This is a genomic window from Pseudescherichia vulneris NBRC 102420, assembly GCF_000759795.1.
GTDB classification, from domain to species: Bacteria; Pseudomonadota; Gammaproteobacteria; order Enterobacterales; family Enterobacteriaceae; genus Pseudescherichia; species Pseudescherichia vulneris.
On the sequence record NZ_BBMZ01000002.1, the window covers coordinates 177,002 to 196,109 of the forward strand.

General features: G+C 58.6%; 15 protein-coding genes. 6 read left to right on the forward strand and 9 right to left on the reverse strand.

Going from position 1 to position 19,108, the window contains the following annotated elements:
• Positions 1-16: 16 nt before the first annotated feature.
• Positions 17-1,315 carry a 23S rRNA (uracil(1939)-C(5))-methyltransferase RlmD gene (gene rlmD, locus EV102420_RS00995; protein ID WP_042387856.1) on the reverse strand — a complete coding sequence of 433 codons (1,299 nt, stop codon included), beginning with the start codon at positions 1,313-1,315 and terminating at the stop codon, positions 17-19.
• 57 nt (positions 1,316-1,372) lie between these two features.
• Between rlmD and barA the strand changes: the two genes are divergently transcribed.
• Positions 1,373-4,135, forward strand: a complete 2,763-nt coding sequence (barA, locus tag EV102420_RS01000) for a two-component sensor histidine kinase BarA (protein ID WP_042387858.1) — start codon at positions 1,373-1,375, stop codon at positions 4,133-4,135.
• A gap of 110 nt (positions 4,136-4,245) precedes the next feature.
• Here barA and EV102420_RS01005 read toward each other — a convergent pair whose 3' ends face one another.
• The 8 genes from EV102420_RS01005 to syd form a co-directional block, all read right to left on the reverse strand.
• The gene (locus EV102420_RS01005) at positions 4,246-5,388 is read right to left on the reverse strand and encodes a glycerate kinase (protein ID WP_042387861.1); all 1,143 of its coding nucleotides are present in this window, start codon (positions 5,386-5,388) and stop codon (positions 4,246-4,248) included.
• An 88-nt stretch (positions 5,389-5,476) separates the two neighbouring features.
• A complete protein-coding gene (gudD, locus tag EV102420_RS01010) occupies positions 5,477-6,817 on the reverse strand; it encodes a glucarate dehydratase (protein WP_042387863.1) in 1,341 nt (446 codons plus the stop codon).
• Positions 6,818-6,840: 23 nt separating this feature from the next.
• Positions 6,841-8,181 carry an enolase C-terminal domain-like protein gene (locus EV102420_RS01015; RefSeq protein WP_042387865.1) on the reverse strand — a complete coding sequence of 447 codons (1,341 nt, stop codon included), beginning with the start codon at positions 8,179-8,181 and terminating at the stop codon, positions 6,841-6,843.
• 2 nt (positions 8,182-8,183) lie between these two features.
• Positions 8,184-9,536: a galactarate/glucarate/glycerate transporter GudP gene (gene gudP, locus EV102420_RS01020; protein ID WP_042387867.1), complete on the reverse strand. Its 1,353-nt coding sequence runs from the start codon at positions 9,534-9,536 to the stop codon at positions 8,184-8,186.
• A gap of 333 nt (positions 9,537-9,869) precedes the next feature.
• Positions 9,870-10,319, reverse strand: a complete 450-nt coding sequence (locus tag EV102420_RS01025) for a flavodoxin (RefSeq protein WP_042387869.1) — start codon at positions 10,317-10,319, stop codon at positions 9,870-9,872.
• 3 nt (positions 10,320-10,322) lie between these two features.
• Entirely contained in the window at positions 10,323-11,117 is a 795-nt protein-coding gene (gene truC, locus EV102420_RS01030) for a tRNA pseudouridine(65) synthase TruC (protein WP_042387872.1), read from the reverse strand.
• A complete protein-coding gene (locus EV102420_RS01035) occupies positions 11,117-11,446 on the reverse strand; it encodes a YqcC family protein (protein WP_042387874.1) in 330 nt (109 codons plus the stop codon). The genes truC and EV102420_RS01035 overlap by 1 nt, the downstream gene beginning before the upstream one ends.
• A 651-nt stretch (positions 11,447-12,097) precedes the next feature.
• A complete protein-coding gene (gene syd, locus EV102420_RS01040; protein ID WP_042387876.1) occupies positions 12,098-12,643 on the reverse strand; it encodes a SecY-interacting protein in 546 nt (181 codons plus the stop codon).
• A gap of 69 nt (positions 12,644-12,712) precedes the next feature.
• On the opposite strand from syd, the gene queF reads away from it, so the two are divergent.
• The 5 genes from queF to xni all read left to right on the forward strand — a co-directional run bounded on the left by queF (position 12,713) and on the right by xni (position 19,107).
• Entirely contained in the window at positions 12,713-13,561 is an 849-nt protein-coding gene (queF, locus tag EV102420_RS01045; RefSeq protein WP_042387878.1) for an NADPH-dependent 7-cyano-7-deazaguanine reductase QueF, read from the forward strand.
• 127 nt (positions 13,562-13,688) lie between these two features.
• Entirely contained in the window at positions 13,689-15,053 is a 1,365-nt protein-coding gene (gene ppnN, locus EV102420_RS01050; protein ID WP_042387880.1) for a nucleotide 5'-monophosphate nucleosidase PpnN, read from the forward strand.
• A gap of 495 nt (positions 15,054-15,548) precedes the next feature.
• Positions 15,549-16,850: an HAAAP family serine/threonine permease gene (locus EV102420_RS01055; RefSeq protein WP_042387882.1), complete on the forward strand. Its 1,302-nt coding sequence runs from the start codon at positions 15,549-15,551 to the stop codon at positions 16,848-16,850.
• 61 nt (positions 16,851-16,911) lie between these two features.
• The gene (locus tag EV102420_RS01060) at positions 16,912-18,279 is read left to right on the forward strand and encodes an L-serine ammonia-lyase (RefSeq protein WP_042387883.1); all 1,368 of its coding nucleotides are present in this window, start codon (positions 16,912-16,914) and stop codon (positions 18,277-18,279) included.
• Between the two features lie 75 nt (positions 18,280-18,354).
• Positions 18,355-19,107 carry a flap endonuclease Xni gene (gene xni / locus EV102420_RS01065; RefSeq protein ID WP_042387885.1) on the forward strand — a complete coding sequence of 251 codons (753 nt, stop codon included), beginning with the start codon at positions 18,355-18,357 and terminating at the stop codon, positions 19,105-19,107.
• The last annotated feature ends 1 nt before the right edge of the window (position 19,108 follow it).

Below are 19,108 nucleotides of genomic sequence, written 5' to 3' on the forward strand. Positions count from 1 at the left end.
GGCAAGCCAGAATTAATCACTCGCGCTCAAACAACACCATCGATTCCAGATGCCCGGTGTGCGGGAACATATCCAGCATCGCGAGATGCGACATAGTGTAGCCCGCATTTAATAATGCTTCGCTGTCTCGGGCAAGCGTCGCGGGGTTGCATGACACGTAGACCACCTTTTTTGGGGATAGTTTTAGCACGTGCTGCATCACGCCTGCCGCGCCCGCGCGTGCCGGGTCGAGCAACACCTTCGTGAAACCGTGCTGTGCCCAGGGCTGTTTTGTGACGTCATCCTCCAGGTTTTCATGGAAGAAGGTCACGTTTTGCAACCCGTTCTGCTGCGCGTTCTCCTGCGCCTTTGCCACCAGCGCCGCCACCCCCTCCACGCCCACCACGCTGGCGGCGCGCTTTGCCAGCGGCAGGGTAAAGTTGCCCATGCCGCAGAAGAGATCCAGCACCCGGTCATCCGGCTGAATATCCAGCCACGCCAGCGCCCGGTCTACCATCTGCTGGTTCACTTTATCATTAACCTGAATGAAATCACGCGGGCTAAAGGTCAGGCGTAGCCCGTCCGAGGTGTACCAGGGCAACTCACCGGATACCTGCTCCAGTATGGCGCTTTCCGGAGCAAGAAACAGCGCAACGCCGTGAGAATGCGAAAAGCGTTCCAGTTTTTCGCGATCGGCGGCCGGAAGGGGAGCCGTATGGCGCAATACCATCAGCGGGCCGTTATCGGCCAGCACCAGCTCAACGTGGCCAAGATGGCGTACCGCCTCCAGGCTCTGTAAGCATTCACGTAGTGAAGGGATCAATGCCTCAAGACGGGGCGCCAGCACCGGGCAGCGCACCACGTTGACGATGTCGCTGGCGCTGGCTTTGCGAAAACCCATCTCCAGCGTTTGCGTCTTCGGCTGATAGTTCAGGCTCAGTCGTGCCCGCCGCCGGTAGCCCCACGGCTCGGCGGCGAGGATGTCGTCTACCTCGTGCTTCATCAGACGCGCCAGCGCCTTACTTTTGCTGCGCTGCTGCAGCGCCACGCTGGCATGCTGCTGCTGGCAGCCGCCGCAGACGCCAAAATGCGGGCACGGCGGCGTTTCGCGATCCGGGCTGTCGTTCAGCCGACGCTTCACCGCCCCGCGCGCGAACTGGCGTTTATCTTCCGTCAGGGTAATTTCGCCGCGCTCGCCGGGCAGCAGTCCGGGGATAAACAGCGCTTTGCCGTTGTGACGTGCAACACCCTGGCCAAAGGGATCCAGGTCATTTACTGTTACGGTTATGATCTCACGCGTCGTCACGCGCCGTTTTGCAGAGTAGAATTGCGCCATTGCCGGGATTTTTCTCAATCAAACATAATGACTCTAATTGTCCCATAACGGAACTCCATGACCAACTACAGCCTGCGGGCGCGAATGATGATTTTAATCTTAGCGCCAACCGTTCTGATCGGTTTACTGCTTAGCGTTTTCTTTGTTGTCCACCGCTACAATGACTTACAGCAGCAGCTTGAGGATGCGGGGGCAAGCATTATCGAGCCGCTGGCGGTGGCGAGTGAATACGGTATGAACCTGCAAAACCGGGACTCGATCGGCCAGCTGATCAGCATTCTGCACCGCCGCCACTCCGACATCGTGCGTGCTATCTCCGTCTACGATGACAATAACCGGCTGTTCGTAACCTCTAACTTTCATCTCGATCCCAAAGAGTTAAGGCTCCCGGATGGCGCGGCCTTCCCTCGCCTGCTGAGCGTGACGCGCCATGGCGATCTGTTGATCCTGCGCACGCCCATTGTCTCCGAGGGCTATTCACCCGACGAGCCCACCATGCCGGATCTCAAAACGACCAATAACATGCTGGGCTACGTCGCGCTGGAGCTGGATCTCCGCTCCGTGCGTTTACAGCAGTATAAAGAGATCTTTATCGCCGCCATGATGATGTTCTTCTGCACGGGGATAGCGCTGATCTTTGGCTGGCGGCTGATGCGCGACGTTACCGGGCCTATCCGCAACATGGTCAATACGGTGGACCGCATCCGCCGGGGCCAGCTGGATAGCCGCGTTGAGGGCTTTATGCTGGGCGAGCTGGATATGCTGAAAAACGGCATCAACTCGATGGCGATGTCGCTGGCGGCCTACCACGAGGAGATGCAGCACAACATCGATCAGGCGACGTCGGATCTGCGCGAAACCCTTGAGCAGATGGAGATCCAGAACGTCGAGCTGGATCTGGCGAAGAAGCGCGCCCAGGAAGCAGCCCGCATCAAGTCCGAGTTTTTGGCCAATATGTCCCACGAGCTGCGCACCCCGCTCAACGGCGTGATTGGCTTTACCCGGCTGACGCTGAAATCCGAGCTGACGCCGACCCAGCGCGATCATCTGCATACCATTGAGCGCTCGGCGGACAACCTGCTTACCATCATTAACGACGTGCTGGACTTCTCCAAGCTGGAGGCGGGCAAGCTGATCCTCGAGAGCATTCCCTTCCCGCTGCGTAACGCCCTCGACGAGGTAGTCACCCTGCTCGCCCACTCGGCCCACGACAAAGGGCTGGAGCTGACGCTCAACGTCAAAAACGACGTGCCGGACAATGTGATTGGCGATCCGCTGCGCCTGCAACAGGTCATTACCAACCTGGTCGGCAACGCCATTAAGTTTACCGAAAACGGCAATATTGACGTGCTGGTAGAGAAGCGCGCCCTAAGCAACAACAAGGTGCAGATCGAGATGCAGATCCGCGATACCGGGATCGGCATTCCCGAGCGCGATCAGTCCCGGCTCTTCCAGGCGTTCCGCCAGGCGGATGCCAGCATCTCCCGGCGGCATGGAGGTACCGGGCTGGGGCTGGTGATCACCCAAAGACTGGTGAACGAGATGGGGGGCGATATCTCCTTCCACAGCCAGCCTGGGCGGGGTTCGACGTTCTGGTTCCACATTAACCTCGATCTTAACCCTAACGTCAGCAGCGAAGGATTGCCTACCGACTGCCTCGCCGGTAAGCGGCTGGCCTACGTTGAGCCGAACGCTGCCGCCGCCCAGAGCACGCTGGATCTGCTCCAGGGAACGCCGCTGGAAGTGATCTACAGCCCGACCTTCTCTGCCCTGCCGGAGGCGCGCTACGATATCCTGCTGCTGGCCGTGCCGGTGACCCTGCGCGAGCCGCTCACCATGCAGCACGAGCGGCTGGCAAAGGCCGCCTCCATGACCGATTTCCTGCTGCTGGCGCTGCCGTGTCACGTGCAGATCAACGCCGAGCAGCTCAAGCAGGAGGGTGCCGCCGCGTGCTTGTTAAAACCGCTTACCTCCACGCGCCTGCTGCCTGCCCTGACCGAGTACTGCCGCCTGAATCGTCCTCGCGAGCAGGCGCTTAACGACGATCGCAAGCTGCCGATGAGCGTAATGGCGGTGGATGACAATCCGGCCAACCTGAAGCTTATCGGCGCGCTGCTTGAGGATCAGGTTCAGTATGTCCAACTGTGCGACAGCGGTCATAGCGCGATCGATTGTGCAAAGCAGATGCAGTTCGATCTGATCCTGATGGATATTCAGATGCCCGATATCGACGGCATTCGCGCCTGCGAAACCATTCGCCAGCTGCCGCACCAGCAGCAGACGCCGGTGATCGCGGTAACGGCCCACGCCATGGCCGGGCAAAAAGAGAAGCTGTTAAATGCCGGAATGAGCGGCTATCTGGCGAAGCCGATAGAAGAAGAGAAGCTCCACAGCCTGCTGCTGCGCTACCTTCCCGGCCCTGGAGTCAGCCAGTGGCTCACCCCGCCGGAGCCGGAGTCGGTAGACGTACCGGAAAAGCCTGAGGTCTCTCTGGACTGGCAGCTGGCGTTGCGTCAGTCGGCAAATAAACCCGATCTGGCGCGGGAGATGCTACAGATGCTGATCGCCTTCCTGCCGGAGATCCGCAATAAGGTTGAGGAGCAGCTGGTAGGGGAAGCGCCTGAAGATTTAGTCGAGGCCATTCACAAGCTGCACGGCAGCTGCGGCTACAGCGGCGTACCGCGCCTCAAGCGGCTGTGTCATCTGATCGAACACCATCTGCGCAGCGGCATGCCCGCAGAGGATCTGGAGCCGGAGTTCCTGGAGCTGCTGGATGAGATGGATAACGTGGCGCGGGAAGCGCGCAGATGGATTGGGTGATAGCGTCGTCGTCACGTCGGGCGGCTCTGCGTTTGCCCGGCCTACGGCGGATATGGTGCCCTATGTAGGCCCGGTAAGCGTAGCGCCACCGGGCGTTACTATGCTTTCGATTAACGCAATGCCTGGCCCGCTTTCAACACCGCTGCCACGTTGCGTGCCGTCATGCGCACGTTTTCCGCCGCGTTTTTCAGGGCGTCGTCCAGGGTACAGATGCCGTAGATCACGCTGAATACCGCGTCGATCCCGTGCTCGTGCACCACGCTGACGTCCGCCGTCAGGCTACCCGCGATGCCGATCACTGGCTTGTTGTAGCGCTTCGCCACCTTTGCCACACCCACCGGGACTTTACCGTGCACCGTCTGGCTGTCGATCCGCCCCTCGCCGGTGATCACCAGATCCGCTTCGGCCACATAGCGGTCGAGATGCAGCGCGTCGGTGACAATCTCAATGCCCTGCCGCAGCTCAGCACCGCAGAACGCAAACAGCGCCGCGCCCATGCCGCCTGCTGCCCCGCCCCCGGCAAGATCCAGCACGTCGAGATCGAGATCGCGCTTGATCAGTTGGGCATAGTGCGCCAGCGCCGCATCAAGACGGGTAATCATCTCCGGCGTCGCTCCTTTCTGCGGCCCAAAGATCGCCGTTGCGCCCTCTTTGCCAGTCAGGGGATTGGTCACGTCGCAGGCGACCTCAATACGGCAGTCGTGGAGCCGCCTGTCCAGTTCGCTGATGTCGATCCGCGCCAGCGTCTCCAGCGCGCCGCCACCCTGCCCGAGGGCGTTGCCTTCGCTGTCCAGCAGCTTCGCCCCCAGCGCCTGCACCATGCCTGCGCCGCCGTCGTTGGTGGCGCTACCGCCGATGCCAATAATGATATGCTTAACGCCTGCGTCCAGCGCATGACGGATCAGCTCCCCCGTTCCCCACGAGGTGGTGATCAGCGGATTACGCTGCTCGGGTAACACCAGCTCAAGGCCGCTGGCTGCCGCCATCTCAATAAAGGCGCTCTGCTCGTCGCCGGAGAGGCCATAGAAGCCCTCAACCTGAGCGCCAAGCGGGCCGGTCACGGCAACCTCGACGATCCGCCCCTGAGTGGCGGCGACCATCGCTTCAACCGTGCCTTCACCGCCATCCGCCACCGGCAGTTTGATGTACTCCGCCTGGGGAAAGATCTCACGAAAGCCCTGCTCTATGGCGGTCGCGACATCAAGGGCGCTCAAACTCTCTTTATAGGAGTCCGGTGCGATAACAATTTTCATAAGCCGTCCTTACGCAGAGTGTGATTGCCTAAACCCTACAGCCGGAAAAATAGGGAACAGGCCGATCCCGCCGGGACCGGCCTCTGCATTAACGCACCATGCACGGACGTTTGTTATCAAACGTCCAGCCCGGGATCAGATACTGCATGCCCATAGCATCGTCACGCGCGCCGAGACCGTGCTTCTGATACAGCTCGTGCGCCTTCATCACCTGATCCATATCCAGCTCGACGCCCAGACCCGGCGTGCTCGGCACCTGCACCATCCCGCCCTTGATCTCAAACGGCGCTTTGGTCAGGCGTTGGTTGCCCTCCTGCCAGATCCAGTGGGTATCGATAGCAGTGACTTTACCCGGCGCGGCGGCTGCCACGTGGGTGAACATCGCCAGTGAAATGTCGAAGTGGTTGTTGGAGTGCGAGCCCCAGGTCAGGCCGAACTCATGGCACATCTGCGCCACGCGCACGGAGCCCTGCATGGTCCAGAAGTGCGGATCCGCCAGCGGGATATCCACGGACTGCAGGGAGAGCGTATGGCCCATCTGCCGCCAGTCGGTGGCGATCATGTTGGTGGCGGTCGGCAGACCGGTGGCGCGGCGGAACTCGGCCATCACCTCACGGCCAGAGAAGCCCTGCTCTGCGCCACACGGATCTTCTGCGTAGGCCAGCACGCCCTTCAGGTGCTTACCGATGTTGATAGCCTCGGCCAGCGACCATGCGCCGTTCGGGTCGAGGGTCACGCGCGCCTGCGGGAAGCGTTTCGCCAGCGCCACAATGGACTCGGCCTCCTCTTCGCCCGCCAGCACGCCGCCTTTAAGTTTAAAATCGTTAAAGCCGTATTTCTCATAGGCCGCTTCGGCCAGACGCACCACGCGATCCGGGGTCATCGCCTCTTCATGACGCACGCGATACCAGTCGCATGGATCATCCGGCTGGCTCTGGTAGGGCAGCGGCGTCGCTTTGGCATTGCCGACGAAGAACAGGTAGCCGAGCATCTCCACTTCGCTGCGCTGCTGACCGTCGCCGAGCAGGGTCGCCACGTTGACGCCCAGGTGCTGGCCCAGCAGATCCAGCATCGCGGCTTCGATCCCGGTCACTACGTGGATGGTGGTACGCAGGTCAAAGGTTTGCAGGCCACGGCCCGCCGAGTCACGGTCGGCAAACTGGTTGCGGACGGCGGTCAGAATGTTTTTGTACTCGCCAACGGTTTTACCTACCACCAGTGCGGCGGCATCTTCCAGCGTCTGGCGGATCTTCTCGCCGCCTGGGATCTCGCCCACGCCAGTATGACCCGAGTTGTCTTTGATGATAACAATGTTACGGGTGAAGAACGGCGCGTGCGCTCCGCTCAGATTCATCAGCATGCTGTCGTGGCCCGCAACCGGGATCACCTGCATGGACGTAACGACCGGGGTAGAAAATTGATTGCTCATCGTTTAATCCTTCTATAACAAATTTAGTGTCGACCAAAGACGGGGCGTTTGCGATCGAACGTCCAGCCGGGGATCAGATACTGCATCGGGCCCGCGTCATTACGCGCCCCGCCCGGAAGCGTCTTATACAGCGCGTGGGCTTTCTGTACCTGGTCCCAGTCCAGCTCTACGCCAAGGCCCGGCGCGTCCGGTACGGCAATCTGGCCGTGCTTAATCTCCAACGGCTGTTTGGTCAGGCGCGCGTCACCCTCCTGCCAGATCCAGTGGGTGTCGATGGCGGTCGGATTACCCGGCGCGGCGGCACCAACGTGGGTAAACATCGCCAGTGAGATATCAAAGTGGTTATTGGAGTGGCAGCCCCACGTCAGGCCCCAGTCGTCGCACAGCTGCGCCACGCGTACCGCCCCGGAGAGCGTCCAGAAGTGCGGATCCGCCAGCGGAATATCCACCGCGTTGAGCATCACCGCGTGGCCCATCTCACGCCAGTTGGTGGCGATCATATTGGTCGCCACCGGCAGACCGGTTGCCCGACGGAACTCCGCCATCACCTCCCGGCCAGAGAAACCCTGCTCTGCACCGCACGGATCTTCCGCGTAGGTCAGGACGTCATTCAGCCCTTTGCAGAGTTCAATGGCCTCATCCAGCAGCCACGCGCCATTGGGATCGACGGTGATGCGGGCGTCCGGGAAGCGTTTTTTCAGCGCGCGGGCGGTGTCAATCTCCTGCTCGCCCGGCAGCACGCCGCCTTTCAGTTTGAAATCTTTGAAGCCGTAGCGATCCTGTGACGCCTCCGCCAGGCGTACCACCGCCTCGCTGTTCATCGCCTCCTGATGACGGAGATGATACCAGTCGTGGTTGCCCTCGGTTTTGACGCGATACGGCAAATCGGTCTTCTGTCGGTCACCGACGTAGAACAGGTAGCCGAGCACCGTCACGGCGTCGCGCTGTTTACCTGGCCCCAGCAGCTCGCAGACCGGCACGCCGAGCGTTTTGCCCAGCAGGTCGAGCAGCGCGGCCTCCAGGGCCGCCACCGCATTCACCCGCAGCTCAAAGGTCCAGGCACCTTTGCCGAAGGTATCAAAGTCAGCCGCCTGGTTGCCTTTATGCACCCGCTGAACCACCTGGTTTAAGCGGGCAACCTGCTGGCCGATCACCATCGGGATCGCATCGGTCAGCGTTTTAAGGATCACTTCGCCGCCGGGCGCTTCCCCCACGCCGGTGTTCCCGGCGTTGTCGGTCAGCACCACGATATTGCGGGTGAAGTGAGCGTTATGTGCCCCGCCGATATTCATCAGCATGCTGTCGTAGCCGGCAACCGGGATCACTTTCATATCGGTAATAACGGGGCTGGATTGCATACTCATCGTTAGCGTCCTGTCACAGGTTTCAGTTCGACACGTTTGATATCACCCACCAGCACCAGATAGCTCAATACCGCGACCAGGGCATGGACACCGACGTAGATCAACGCGCCGTTAAAGGAGCCGGTGGTGCCCACGATGTAGCCGATGGCGATCGGGGTGACGATCCCGGAGATGTTACCGAACATGTTGAACAGGCCGCCGGAGAGGCCGCTGATCTCTTTCGGTGCGGTGTCGGCCATTACGGCCCAGCCCAGCGCGCCGATGCCTTTGCCGAAGAAGGCCATCGCCATAAAGCCGATGATCATCCACTCCGCGTCGACGTAGTTACAGAACACCATCACCATCGACAGCAGCATCCCTAATACGATAGGTGTCTTACGGGCAATGTTCAGCGAGCCGGTACGGCGCATCAGCCAGTCGGAGATGATGCCGCCCAGTACGCCACCGGCAAAGCCGCAGATAGCCGGGATAGAGGCGACAAAGCCCGCTTTCAAAATCGACATGCCGCGTGCCTGCACCAGGTAGACCGGGAACCAGGTGATAAAGAAGTAGGTCAGGGCGTTAATGCAGTACTGGCCGATATAGACCCCGATCATCATGCGCGAGTTGAGCAGCTGCTTGATTTGCGCCCACTTAACGCTGAAAGGCACTTTTACTTTGTTGCCCGGCTGATCCATGTTGATCAGCCCGCCGCCTTCGGCGATGTACTCCAGCTCTTTCTTGTTCACGCCAGGGTGCTGATTCGGCTCGTGGATCACCTTCAGCCAGACAAAGCTGATGATAATGCCCAGACCGCCCATGAAGAAGAAGACGTGCGACCAGCCCACTTCGTGGGTCAGCCAGCCCATGATCGGGGCGAAGATAACGGTGGCAAAGTACTGGGCGGAGTTAAAGATCGCAACCGCCGTGCCCCTCTCCTGCGCCGGGAACCAGGCCGCCACGATGCGGCTGTTACCGGGGAAGGAGGGCGCTTCCGCTAAGCCCACCAGGAAGCGCAGGGTGAAGAGCGCAACGATGATGCCGAAGCCGCTGAAGATATCCACGAAGCCCTGCAGCAGGGTAAACAGCGACCAGATGAAGATAGACCAGAAGTAGACACGTTTTGAACCAAAGCGGTCGAGCAGCCAGCCGCCGGGGATTTGACCGATAACATAGGCCCATGAAAATGCAGAGAAAACATACCCCATGCCAACAGCATCAAGACCGATATCTTTTGCCATTTCAGAGCCGGCAATGGACAGCGTCGCGCGGTCACCATAGTTGAAGGATGTGACGATAAACAGCATCACCACTATCCAGTAGCGAGCGTTAGTGCGCTTTTCGGCGCTGCTCGCTGCGTGGCTTAATGAACTCATTATTGCACTCCTGAATTATAGCGTTGAGCTACATTCATTCTGAAAAGCACAACCTGTAGGGGTATCAGAATGACGTACTGGTGTTTTATGGCAGTCTCTGTACAGCGGTTCGTTAGCCCCTGCGGACTGCCTTTTAATAACTGGCGAGAAAAGTATATGAAGTGGCCAGAATCTGCTCACCGTGCACGCACACAATATTCAGGGTGCTTATCACTCTGCTTTGGGGCATAGGCACAAGGCGATGGGGGGGAGTTCACGGAATTGAAAAGCGTCAGGAGTAAAAGAGAGGAAAAAAGACGATGGCCCTCCCCAGGCGGGAGGGCTAAATGGAATTTATTTTAGCAGGGTTCCCCACTGCTCAACCCACGGGTTCGACTCCGTCTCAGGCTCAGGGTGTTCGCTGGCGTCAATGAGCAGGACATCGCCGACGCGCTGCGCCTGCTGGTCTGCAAGCAGCTCGGCAAACCGTTTCCCGCCGCCGCAGAAGTGGGAGTAGGTGCTGTCGCCCAGCGCAATCACGCCGTAACGCAGGTTGGGCTGGAATCCGAGCGAATCGCGGATCGCTGCGTAGAGCGGCGCGATGTTATCCGGCAGATCGCCCTGCCCCGTCGTAGAGGTGACCACCAGCACGGTTTTGTCCTGGTAATAGGCCCAGTCCGCCAGCGTGCCATCCTCAAAGACCTTAACCTGATGCCCCTGCCCGGTCAGCAGCGTCTCCGCCTCTTCGGCCACCAGCAATGAGTTGCCATACATGGTGCCAACAAAAATACCAATCTCTGCCATTTTTCACTCCCTGGTTGCTAACTGCCAGGTTTCATCCTGGCCGCTGTCCGGCACAAACTCAACCCTTTCATTCATCGGGAGAAGGCCGCGCCAGCCAAACTGGGTTAACGCCTGCATCCAGACGTCGTCCAGCCCGGCGCGCAGAGTTAACGGCTCGCCGGTAAAGGGATGGGTCAGGGAGAGCTCGCTGGCGTGCAGCATCAGACGGTTCAGGCCAAAGTGCGCCGCCGCGCTGCGGTTCTGACGCAGATCGCCATGCTTGCTGTCGCCGATAATCGGGTGACGAAGGTGAGTCAGGTGACGGCGCAGCTGGTGCTTGCGTCCGGTTTGCGGATCCAGCTCTACCAGCCCGTAGCGGGTCGTCGGAAACTTGCTGACGGCAACCGGCAGCTCGACGGTGGCCAGCCCGCGATAGCGGGTCACCGCTGGCTGCGGCTCTTTGTCAGTGCGGGAAAACTTATCGGCGATCTTATCCAGTTCCTCTACCAGCGGGTAGTCCAGCGTGGCGGCGTCCATCAGCCAGCCGCGAACAATCGCATGGTAGCGCTTCTGGATCAGGTGTTGCTCAAACTGCTGGGAGAGCAGACGCCCCGCCTCGCTGGATAACCCCATCAGCAGCACGCCAGAGGTGGGCCGATCCAGACGGTGAGCGGTAAAGACGTGCTGACCAATCTGATCCCGCACGGTTTGCATCACCACCACTTTTTCATCGCGATCGAGCCAGCTACGGTGCACCAGCCAGCCGGAGGGTTTGTTCACCGCCACCAGCCACTCATCCTGATAAATAATCTCCAGCATCAGGTGTCGCTACCGGCAAAGAGCGCATCAAGGCGTTGCAGATGCACAAGGATGACGTCACGCAGCGGATCGCTGGCATCGAGCGCCATCTCGTAATAAGGAGTCACGGCAAAGGTCTGCGGCAGCGGCTGACCGCTGTCCAGCAGGGCGTGCATGCGGGGGATCAACACCCACTGCAGCCACTCCAGCGGGGCAAGCGTATCCAGGCAAAAGGGCTGCGTGCTGGCAAACGCGCTGCTCTCTGGCGCAACGCCCTGCCAGATTTTTTTCTCGCGCAGCAGCGCCTCAATGGCGTGCAGCTGCTCGCGTACGCTGATATGAAGAGACATAGAAACCTCAATGACGATCGAACTGGCGCGCAGAATAGCATTGCGGAGGGGGAAATAAAAAAGGGAGCACTGTAATTAAACAGTGCTCCCGGTTCGTTTAGCAGCAGTCCGGCTACCTTGATGCTCCCTGCTCATCCATGAAAACTTTTCCTGCGGTCTCCTGACCTGTTCATCCATAAACCCTGTTCATCCATAAACCATGCTGCCTGCTCGCATCGCCCGATACGACACGCTTAATCCATTAAGCGACATCCTAATCATCCTGATCCACCGGATATCCTGCCCGGTTCACATTCTCCTTCCTGGAGGTGTCCTTCAACGCGCTCCGGCGTTATCCTTTTTGCTTCATCCTGAAGCCTTTCCCTGCAATACCGTCCCGGTATGTCCTGTGCCAGAAGCGACATCATCCTGATATTCACTTCGTGTTCAACATCCTGTCGACACAAATAGAATCGACCTTTCCGCTTCGTCTTGCAACCCTGCCATAAGACTTTAGTGCGGATTAATTTGCGTTAAATGTCGCGCAATTTTTAGTAAATTACTGATTTGAATTTGCTTTATCGATTTTACATATTCAAAATGTTTTTTAACAAAATGGCAATATCCTACACGCTTGTAAGAGATCTCTCACACGCGTAATAGAGGATTGGATTACATGACAGGCTCAAGCCGCTGAAGGAATAGCGCTACCGAAGGGGCAAACACGGTGCGATGACGGGTACCGAGCGTCTCTTTCACCACCTCGCCGGTTAAGTTACAGATCGAGATGACATCGAGTTCGCTGTCGAGCGTGGCGATAAACAGCGTGGGTGGCAGCTTTAATCGCTTCTGCGTCACCAGATGTCCAATGAGATTCTCCTGAACACGCAGGAAATCGTCCGCACTCCAGGTTTGCAGGAGCGTCAGCGCCTCATTCTCGAATCGTGCCAGCATATCACCGGCAAACTGTGTGGAATAAAAGCTGTGAACTGCAGGTTGTATCACAATATCTAATGCACGTTCAACAGCGTTTACATTCTCTTCTGCATCAAAAGGTTGGGGTTGCCAGATGACCCGGTCTTCCAGCGAGGAGATCACACAGGGCGACGGCACGCCATACAGCGCTTCGCTCTGCGGCCAGCTATTGTGGGTCTCATGCCAGGCGTCGCAGTAGCGCGCGGTAAAAGCCTTCAGGGCAAGGGATGTCTCTTGGTCCACCGGTTCCTCTCTTCACTCAGCCAGGATAAACTTAAGGCTGAGAGTTTACCTGCAAAACGGCGATGAAACATGTCTTCTTCTTATGATAACCACCAGGCGCTGGCTGGCCTGACCCTGGGCAAAACCACCCGCTACCGCGATACCTACGACGCAACCCTGCTGCAGGGTGTTCCTCGTAGCCTGAATCGCGATCCCCTCGGCCTGCACGCCGACAGCCTGCCCTTCCACGGCGGAGACATCTGGACGCTGTATGAGCTGTCATGGCTCAACGCCAACGGCCTGCCGCAGGTTGCAGTGGGCCATGTCGAGCTGGACTACGCCAGCGTTAACCTGGTGGAGTCAAAAAGCTTTAAGCTCTACCTGAACAGCTTTAACCAAACGCGCTTTAGCAGCTGGGAAGAGGTTCGCACGACGCTGGAGCGGGATCTCAGCGCCTGCGCGCAGGGTAAGGTGAGCGTGATGCTCTATGCGTTAGATGAGCTGGAAGGCCAGCCGATTGCCCACTTCAACGGCAAATGCATCGATAACCAGGATATCGTGATCGATGACTACCAGTTCAACGCCGACTACCTGCAAAACGCCGCGGGTGGCAGCGTAGTGGAAGAAACCCTGGTCAGCCACCTGCTGAAATCCAACTGCCTGATCACCCATCAGCCGGACTGGGGTTCCGTTCAGATTCAGTATCGCGGGCCGCAGATCGATCGCGAGAAGCTCCTGCGTTATCTGGTCTCCTTCCGCCACCACAACGAGTTTCACGAGCAGTGCGTTGAGCGCATCTTTAACGATCTGCTGCGCTTCTGTCAGCCGGAAACGCTGAGCGTCTATGCTCGCTATACCCGTCGCGGTGGTCTGGATATCAACCCGTGGCGTAGCAACACCGACTTCCAGCCCGCTACCGGTCGTCTGGTGCGCCAGTAGCGGCGGCAAAAAGTACGATTTTTTACTGATTTGCGCGGTGGATTCCGCGCCTGAGGTTGTTAAACGTCATAAGCCAGGGCTATTGTAATCACAGGGAGCGGCGATTTTCGCCCCATAAGGAGTTCACTTGATTACACATATTAGCCCGCTAGGCTCAATGGATCTGTTGTCGCAGCTGGAAGTCGATATGCTCAAAAGCTCGGCCAGCAGCGACCTTTATCAACTGTTTCGTAACTGTTCACTTGCCGTTCTAAACTCAGGAAGCCAGACCGACAGCAGTAAAGAGCTGCTGTCCCGCTTCGAGAATTTTGATATCAACGTGTTACGTCGCGAACGCGGCGTAAAGCTGGAGCTGATCAACCCGCCGGAAGAGGCATTCGTTGACGGACGTATTATCCGCTCGCTCCAGGCTAACCTCTTTGCCGTGCTGCGCGATATCCTGTTCGTCAACGGGCAGATCCACAATGCCGGGCGCTTCCAGCACCTTAACCTGGAGAGCTCTACCCACATCACCAACCTGGTCTTCTCGATCCTGCGCAACGCCCGCGCGCTGCACGTGGGCGAAGCACCTAATATGGTGGTGTGCTGGGGCGGCCACTCGATCAATGAAACCGAGTACCTCTACGCTCGCCGCGTCGGAACCCAGCTGGGTCTGCGCGAGCTGAACATCTGCACCGGCTGTGGCCCTGGCGCGATGGAAGCCCCGATGAAAGGGGCGGCGGTGGGCCATGCCCAGCAGCGCTATAAAGAGGGACGCTTTATCGGCATGACCGAACCGTCCATCATCGCTGCCGAGCCGCCTAACCCGCTGGTTAACGAGCTGGTGATCATGCCGGATATCGAGAAGCGTCTGGAGGCCTTCGTACGTATCGCCCACGGGATCATCATCTTCCCCGGCGGTGTGGGAACCGCAGAAGAGCTGCTCTACCTGCTCGGCATTCTGATGAACCCGGCCAACCAGCATCAGGTGCTGCCGCTGATCCTCACCGGACCAAAACAGAGCGCAGACTACTTCCGCGTGCTGGACGAGTTTATTACCCATACGCTCGGCGAATCGGCCCGCCGCTACTACCGCATCATTATTGACGATGCGCCGGAAGTGGCTCGCCAGATGAAAAAAGCGATGCCGCTGGTGAAAGAGCACCGTCGCGATACCGGAGACGCCTACAGCTTTAACTGGTCTATCCGCATCGCGCCGGATCTGCAGATGCCGTTTGAGCCGACCCATGAGAATATGGCCAACCTTCAGCTCTACCCGGATCGGCCGGTAGAGGTGCTGGCGGCGGATCTGCGTCGCGCCTTCTCAGGGATCGTGGCGGGCAACGTCAAAGAGGTAGGTATTCGTGCCATTGAAGCCGCCGGACCGTACAAGATCCACGGCGACCGGGCAATGATGCGCCGGATGGACGATCTGCTCCAGGGCTTTGTGGCTCAGCACCGCATGAAGCTGCCGGGCTCGGCCTATATCCCCTGCTACGAAATCTGTGCCTGATTTCTCCTGACCTGCCGGGTGGCGCTCCGCTTACCCGGCCTACTCAATACATACACTAAGCTTATAGTTCTTAACCGCCCCGCAAAAGCAATCGATTGCTTAGGAAATGCCCCCCGTTATTTATCTAGAAAAGTTTTGCTTAAATCTGATAAAACGCTGCTATCTACGCCTTTTACCGGGTGATTATCGTATTTCACATCTACCGCTTTGATCGCAAATCCTGGCGATGGTAGCCTTCGCCACCATAAATCTCCCTGTGGGCATTTTTAGCAGCGCGTTGGTCTAAACACAGCCATATAGAAAGTGGATTATTGCAATTGAGATCGCGATCACTGTCAGGGTCATAACATAAATGTATCGTTCCGCCGCAAAATGTAACGGAGAAAAATAATCCCAAGACGTTACTTAACCCAATTTTATATTACCGTTGGGTGCTTTTTCATCGGATTTGACTAAGCGCCTGATATTTAGCTTTTAAAGTAAATGGAGATAGAGATGGAAACCACGCAAACCAGCACCATTGCTTCGCAGGCAACGCGAAGCACATGGCGTAAGAGCGATACCATGTGGATGCTGGGCCTGTATGGCACGGCAATTGGTGCAGGCGTTCTGTTCCTGCCGATTAACGCCGGCGTCGGCGGCATGATCCCCCTGATCATCATGGCGATTATCGCCTTCCCGATGACCTTTTTTGCCCACCGCGGCCTGACCCGCTTTGTGCTGTCAGGGAAAAACCCTGGCGAAGACATCACCGAAGTAGTGGAAGAGCATTTTGGCGTTGGTGCCGGTAAGGTCATCACCCTGCTCTACTTCTTTGCTATCTACCCGATCCTGCTGGTTTACAGCGTGGCGATCACCAACACCGTCGACAGCTTCCTGACCCACCAGCTGGGTATGGTTTCGCCGCCGCGCGTCGTGCTGTCCCTGATCCTGATCGTCGGCATGATGACCATCGTGCGCTTCGGCGAGAAGATGATCGTTAAGGCGATGAGCATCCTGGTCTTCCCGTTTGTGATTGCCCTGATGCTGCTGGCGCTCTACCTGATCCCACAGTGGAGCGGCGCGGCGCTGGAGACCCTCTCCTTTGATGCGGCCGCTAACACCGGACAAGGCCTGTGGATGACCCTGTGGCTGGCGATCCCGGTGATGGTCTTCTCCTTCAACCACTCGCCGATCATCTCCTCCTTCGCCGTTGCTAAACGCGAAGAGTATGGCGATGACGCAGAGAAAAAATGCTCCCGCATCCTCTCCTATGCCCACATCATGATGGTGCTGACGGTGATGTTCTTTGTCTTCAGCTGCGTGCTGAGCCTGGCCCCGGCCGATCTGGTTGCGGCGAAAGAGCAGAACATCTCTATCCTCTCTTACCTGGCTAACCACTTCCATGCCCCGGTCATTGAGTGGATGGCACCGATTATCGCCATGGTCGCAATCACTAAATCCTTCCTCGGCCACTACCTGGGCGCGCGCGAAGGCTTTAACGGGATGATCATTAAGTCCCTGCGCGGCAAAGGCAAAACCATGGAGATCGGCAAGCTAAACCGCATCACGGCGATCTTCATGCTGCTGACCACCTGGCTGGTTGCGACGCTGAACCCGAGCATCCTCGGCCTGATCGAAACCCTGGGCGGCCCGGTTATCGCCATGATCCTGTTCCTGATGCCGATGTACGCCATCCAGAAAGTCCCGGCGATGCGTAAATACAGCGGCCATATCAGCAACGCGTTTGTCGTGGTGATGGGTCTGATCGCTATCTCTGCGATCTTCTACTCCCTGTATCACCTCTTCGCTGCTTAAGTTATCCCCCCTCGCCGCCCACCCGGGCGGCGAACCCAGCACTACGCCATGGACAATTATTATGATCAGCGTATTCGATATCTTTAAAATTGGTATTGGCCCCTCCAGCTCGCACACCGTCGGGCCAATGAAAGCCGGAAAGCAGTTCACCGATGACCTCGTGGCGCGCGGGATCCTTGCCGAGACTACCCGCGTGGTGGTTGACGTATATGGCTCGCTGTCGCTTACCGGCAAAGGCCACCACACCGATATAGCCATTATTATGGGCCTTGCAGGCAACCTGCCGGACAGCGTCGACATCGATGCCATCCCGGCATTTATTGCCGATGTCAGCGCCCGAGGCCGTCTGCCGCTGGCGAACGGACAGCATGAGGTCGATTTTCCCCTTGAGCAGAGCATGAACTTCCATGCTGACAATCTCTCTCTGCATGAAAACGGGATGCGTATCAGCGCCCTGGCAGGCGATACGCTGCTTTACAGCCAGACCTACTACTCTATCGGCGGCGGGTTTATCGTCGATGAGGCGCACTTCGGCCAGACCAGCGACTCGCCGGTTGCCGTGCCCTATCCCTATAAGAACGCCGCCGATCTGCAGCGCCACTGCCAGCAGACTGGCCTGTCGCTCTCCGGGCTGATGATGGAGAACGAGCTGGCCCTGCACAGCAAAGCGGCGCTGGAGCAGCACTTCGCCAGCGTCTGGGCGGTCATGCGCGGCGGCATCGAGCGCGGAATTACCACTGAAGGGGCGTTGCCGGGCAAGCTGCGGGTTCCGCGTCGGGCAGCAGCGCTGCGCCGGATGCTGGTGAGCAGCGATAAAACCACCACCGATCCGATGGCAGTGGTCGACTGGATCAACATGTTTGCCCTGGCGGTCAACGAAGAGAACGCCGCTGGCGGGCGCGTGGTCACCGCACCGACCAACGGCGCATGCGGTATCGTTCCCGCCGTGCTGGCCTATTACGACAAGTTCATCCGCGAAGTGAACGCTAACTCGCTGGCGCGCTACCTGCTGGTGTGCAGCGCCATCGGCTCGCTCTATAAGATGAATGCCTCTATCTCCGGGGCGGAGGTGGGCTGTCAGGGTGAAGTTGGCGTCGCCTGCTCAATGGCGGCTGCCGGGCTGACCGAGCTGCTGGGCGGTAGCCCGACCCAGGTCTGCATCGCAGCGGAAATCGGCATGGAGCACAACCTGGGTCTCACCTGCGATCCGGTTGCCGGTCAGGTACAGGTTCCCTGCATCGAGCGTAACGCCATCGCCTCTGTCAAAGCGGTGAATGCCGCGCGGATGGCGCTGCGTCGCACCAGCGAGCCGCGCGTCTGCCTCGACAAGGTGATCGAAACCATGTACGAAACCGGCAAGGACATGAACGCCAAATACCGCGAAACCTCCCGCGGCGGGCTGGCAATGAAAATCGTCGCCTGCGATTGATCCCCTGAGCGATGAATGGTCTCCGCCTCCCGTCAATGATACCCTTAGCCGGTCTGTCATTGCCGGGAGGATCGCGTGGCCGTTCATCTGCTTATCGTTGATGCACTTAACCTTATTCGCCGTATTCATGCCGTACAGGGCTCACCCTGCGTGGATGCCTGTACGCACGCGCTGGGACAGCTAATTGTTCACAGCCAGCCGACCCACGCGGTCGCGGTATTTGACGACGAGGCCCGCAACAGCGGCTGGCGGCACCAGAGGCTGCCGGACTATAAGGCGGGCCGTCCGCCGATGCCCGATACCCTGCACGGCGAAATGCCTGCCCTACGCGCGGCGTTTGAACAGCGCGGCGTGCGCTGCTGGATCTCCGAGGGCAACGAGGCGGACGATCTCGCTGCCACCCTGGCGGTAAAGGTGGCCCAGGCGGGACATCAGGCGACCATCGTCTCAACCGACAAGGGCTACTGCCAGCTTCTCTCCCCCACCCTGCGCATTCGTGACTACTTCCAGAAGCGCTGGCTGGATGCGCCCTTTATTGCAGGCGAGTTTGGCGTTCTGCCGGAGCAGCTAACGGATTTCTGGGGACTGGCGGGCATCAGCAGTTCAAAAATACCCGGCGTGGCGGGGATTGGTCAGAAGAGCGCTGCTCAGCTGCTGACGCAGTTTGCCACGCTGGAAGGGATCTACGCCCATCTGAACGAGGTGCCGGAGAAGTGGCGCAGCAAGCTCGAGGCGCACCGGGAGATGGCGTTTATCTGCCGCGAGGTGGCAACGCTACAGACCGATCTGCACCTCGACGGCAATTTACAGCAGCTAAGGTTAGTGTAAC

Excerpts from the sequence above, each read along its gene's own strand:
- EV102420_RS01025 (WP_042387869.1), bottom strand. The coding sequence starts at position 10,319 with ATGGCAGAGATTGGTATTTTTGTTGGCACCATGTATGGCAACTCATTG.
- gudD (WP_042387863.1), bottom strand. The coding sequence starts at position 6,817 with ATGAGCAATCAATTTTCTACCCCGGTCGTTACGTCCATGCAGGTGATC.
- EV102420_RS01055 (WP_042387882.1), top strand. The coding sequence starts at position 15,549 with ATGGAAACCACGCAAACCAGCACCATTGCTTCGCAGGCAACGCGAAGC.
- gudP (WP_042387867.1), bottom strand. The coding sequence starts at position 9,536 with ATGAGTTCATTAAGCCACGCAGCGAGCAGCGCCGAAAAGCGCACTAAC.
- queF (WP_042387878.1), top strand. The coding sequence starts at position 12,713 with ATGTCTTCTTCTTATGATAACCACCAGGCGCTGGCTGGCCTGACCCTG.
- EV102420_RS01060 (WP_042387883.1), top strand. The coding sequence starts at position 16,912 with ATGATCAGCGTATTCGATATCTTTAAAATTGGTATTGGCCCCTCCAGC.
- barA (WP_042387858.1), top strand. The coding sequence starts at position 1,373 with ATGACCAACTACAGCCTGCGGGCGCGAATGATGATTTTAATCTTAGCG.
- truC (WP_042387872.1), bottom strand. The coding sequence starts at position 11,117 with ATGCTGGAGATTATTTATCAGGATGAGTGGCTGGTGGCGGTGAACAAA.
- EV102420_RS01015 (WP_042387865.1), bottom strand. The coding sequence starts at position 8,181 with ATGAGTATGCAATCCAGCCCCGTTATTACCGATATGAAAGTGATCCCG.
- rlmD (WP_042387856.1), bottom strand. The coding sequence starts at position 1,315 with ATGGCGCAATTCTACTCTGCAAAACGGCGCGTGACGACGCGTGAGATC.
- EV102420_RS01035 (WP_042387874.1), bottom strand. The coding sequence starts at position 11,446 with ATGTCTCTTCATATCAGCGTACGCGAGCAGCTGCACGCCATTGAGGCG.
- EV102420_RS01005 (WP_042387861.1), bottom strand. The coding sequence starts at position 5,388 with ATGAAAATTGTTATCGCACCGGACTCCTATAAAGAGAGTTTGAGCGCC.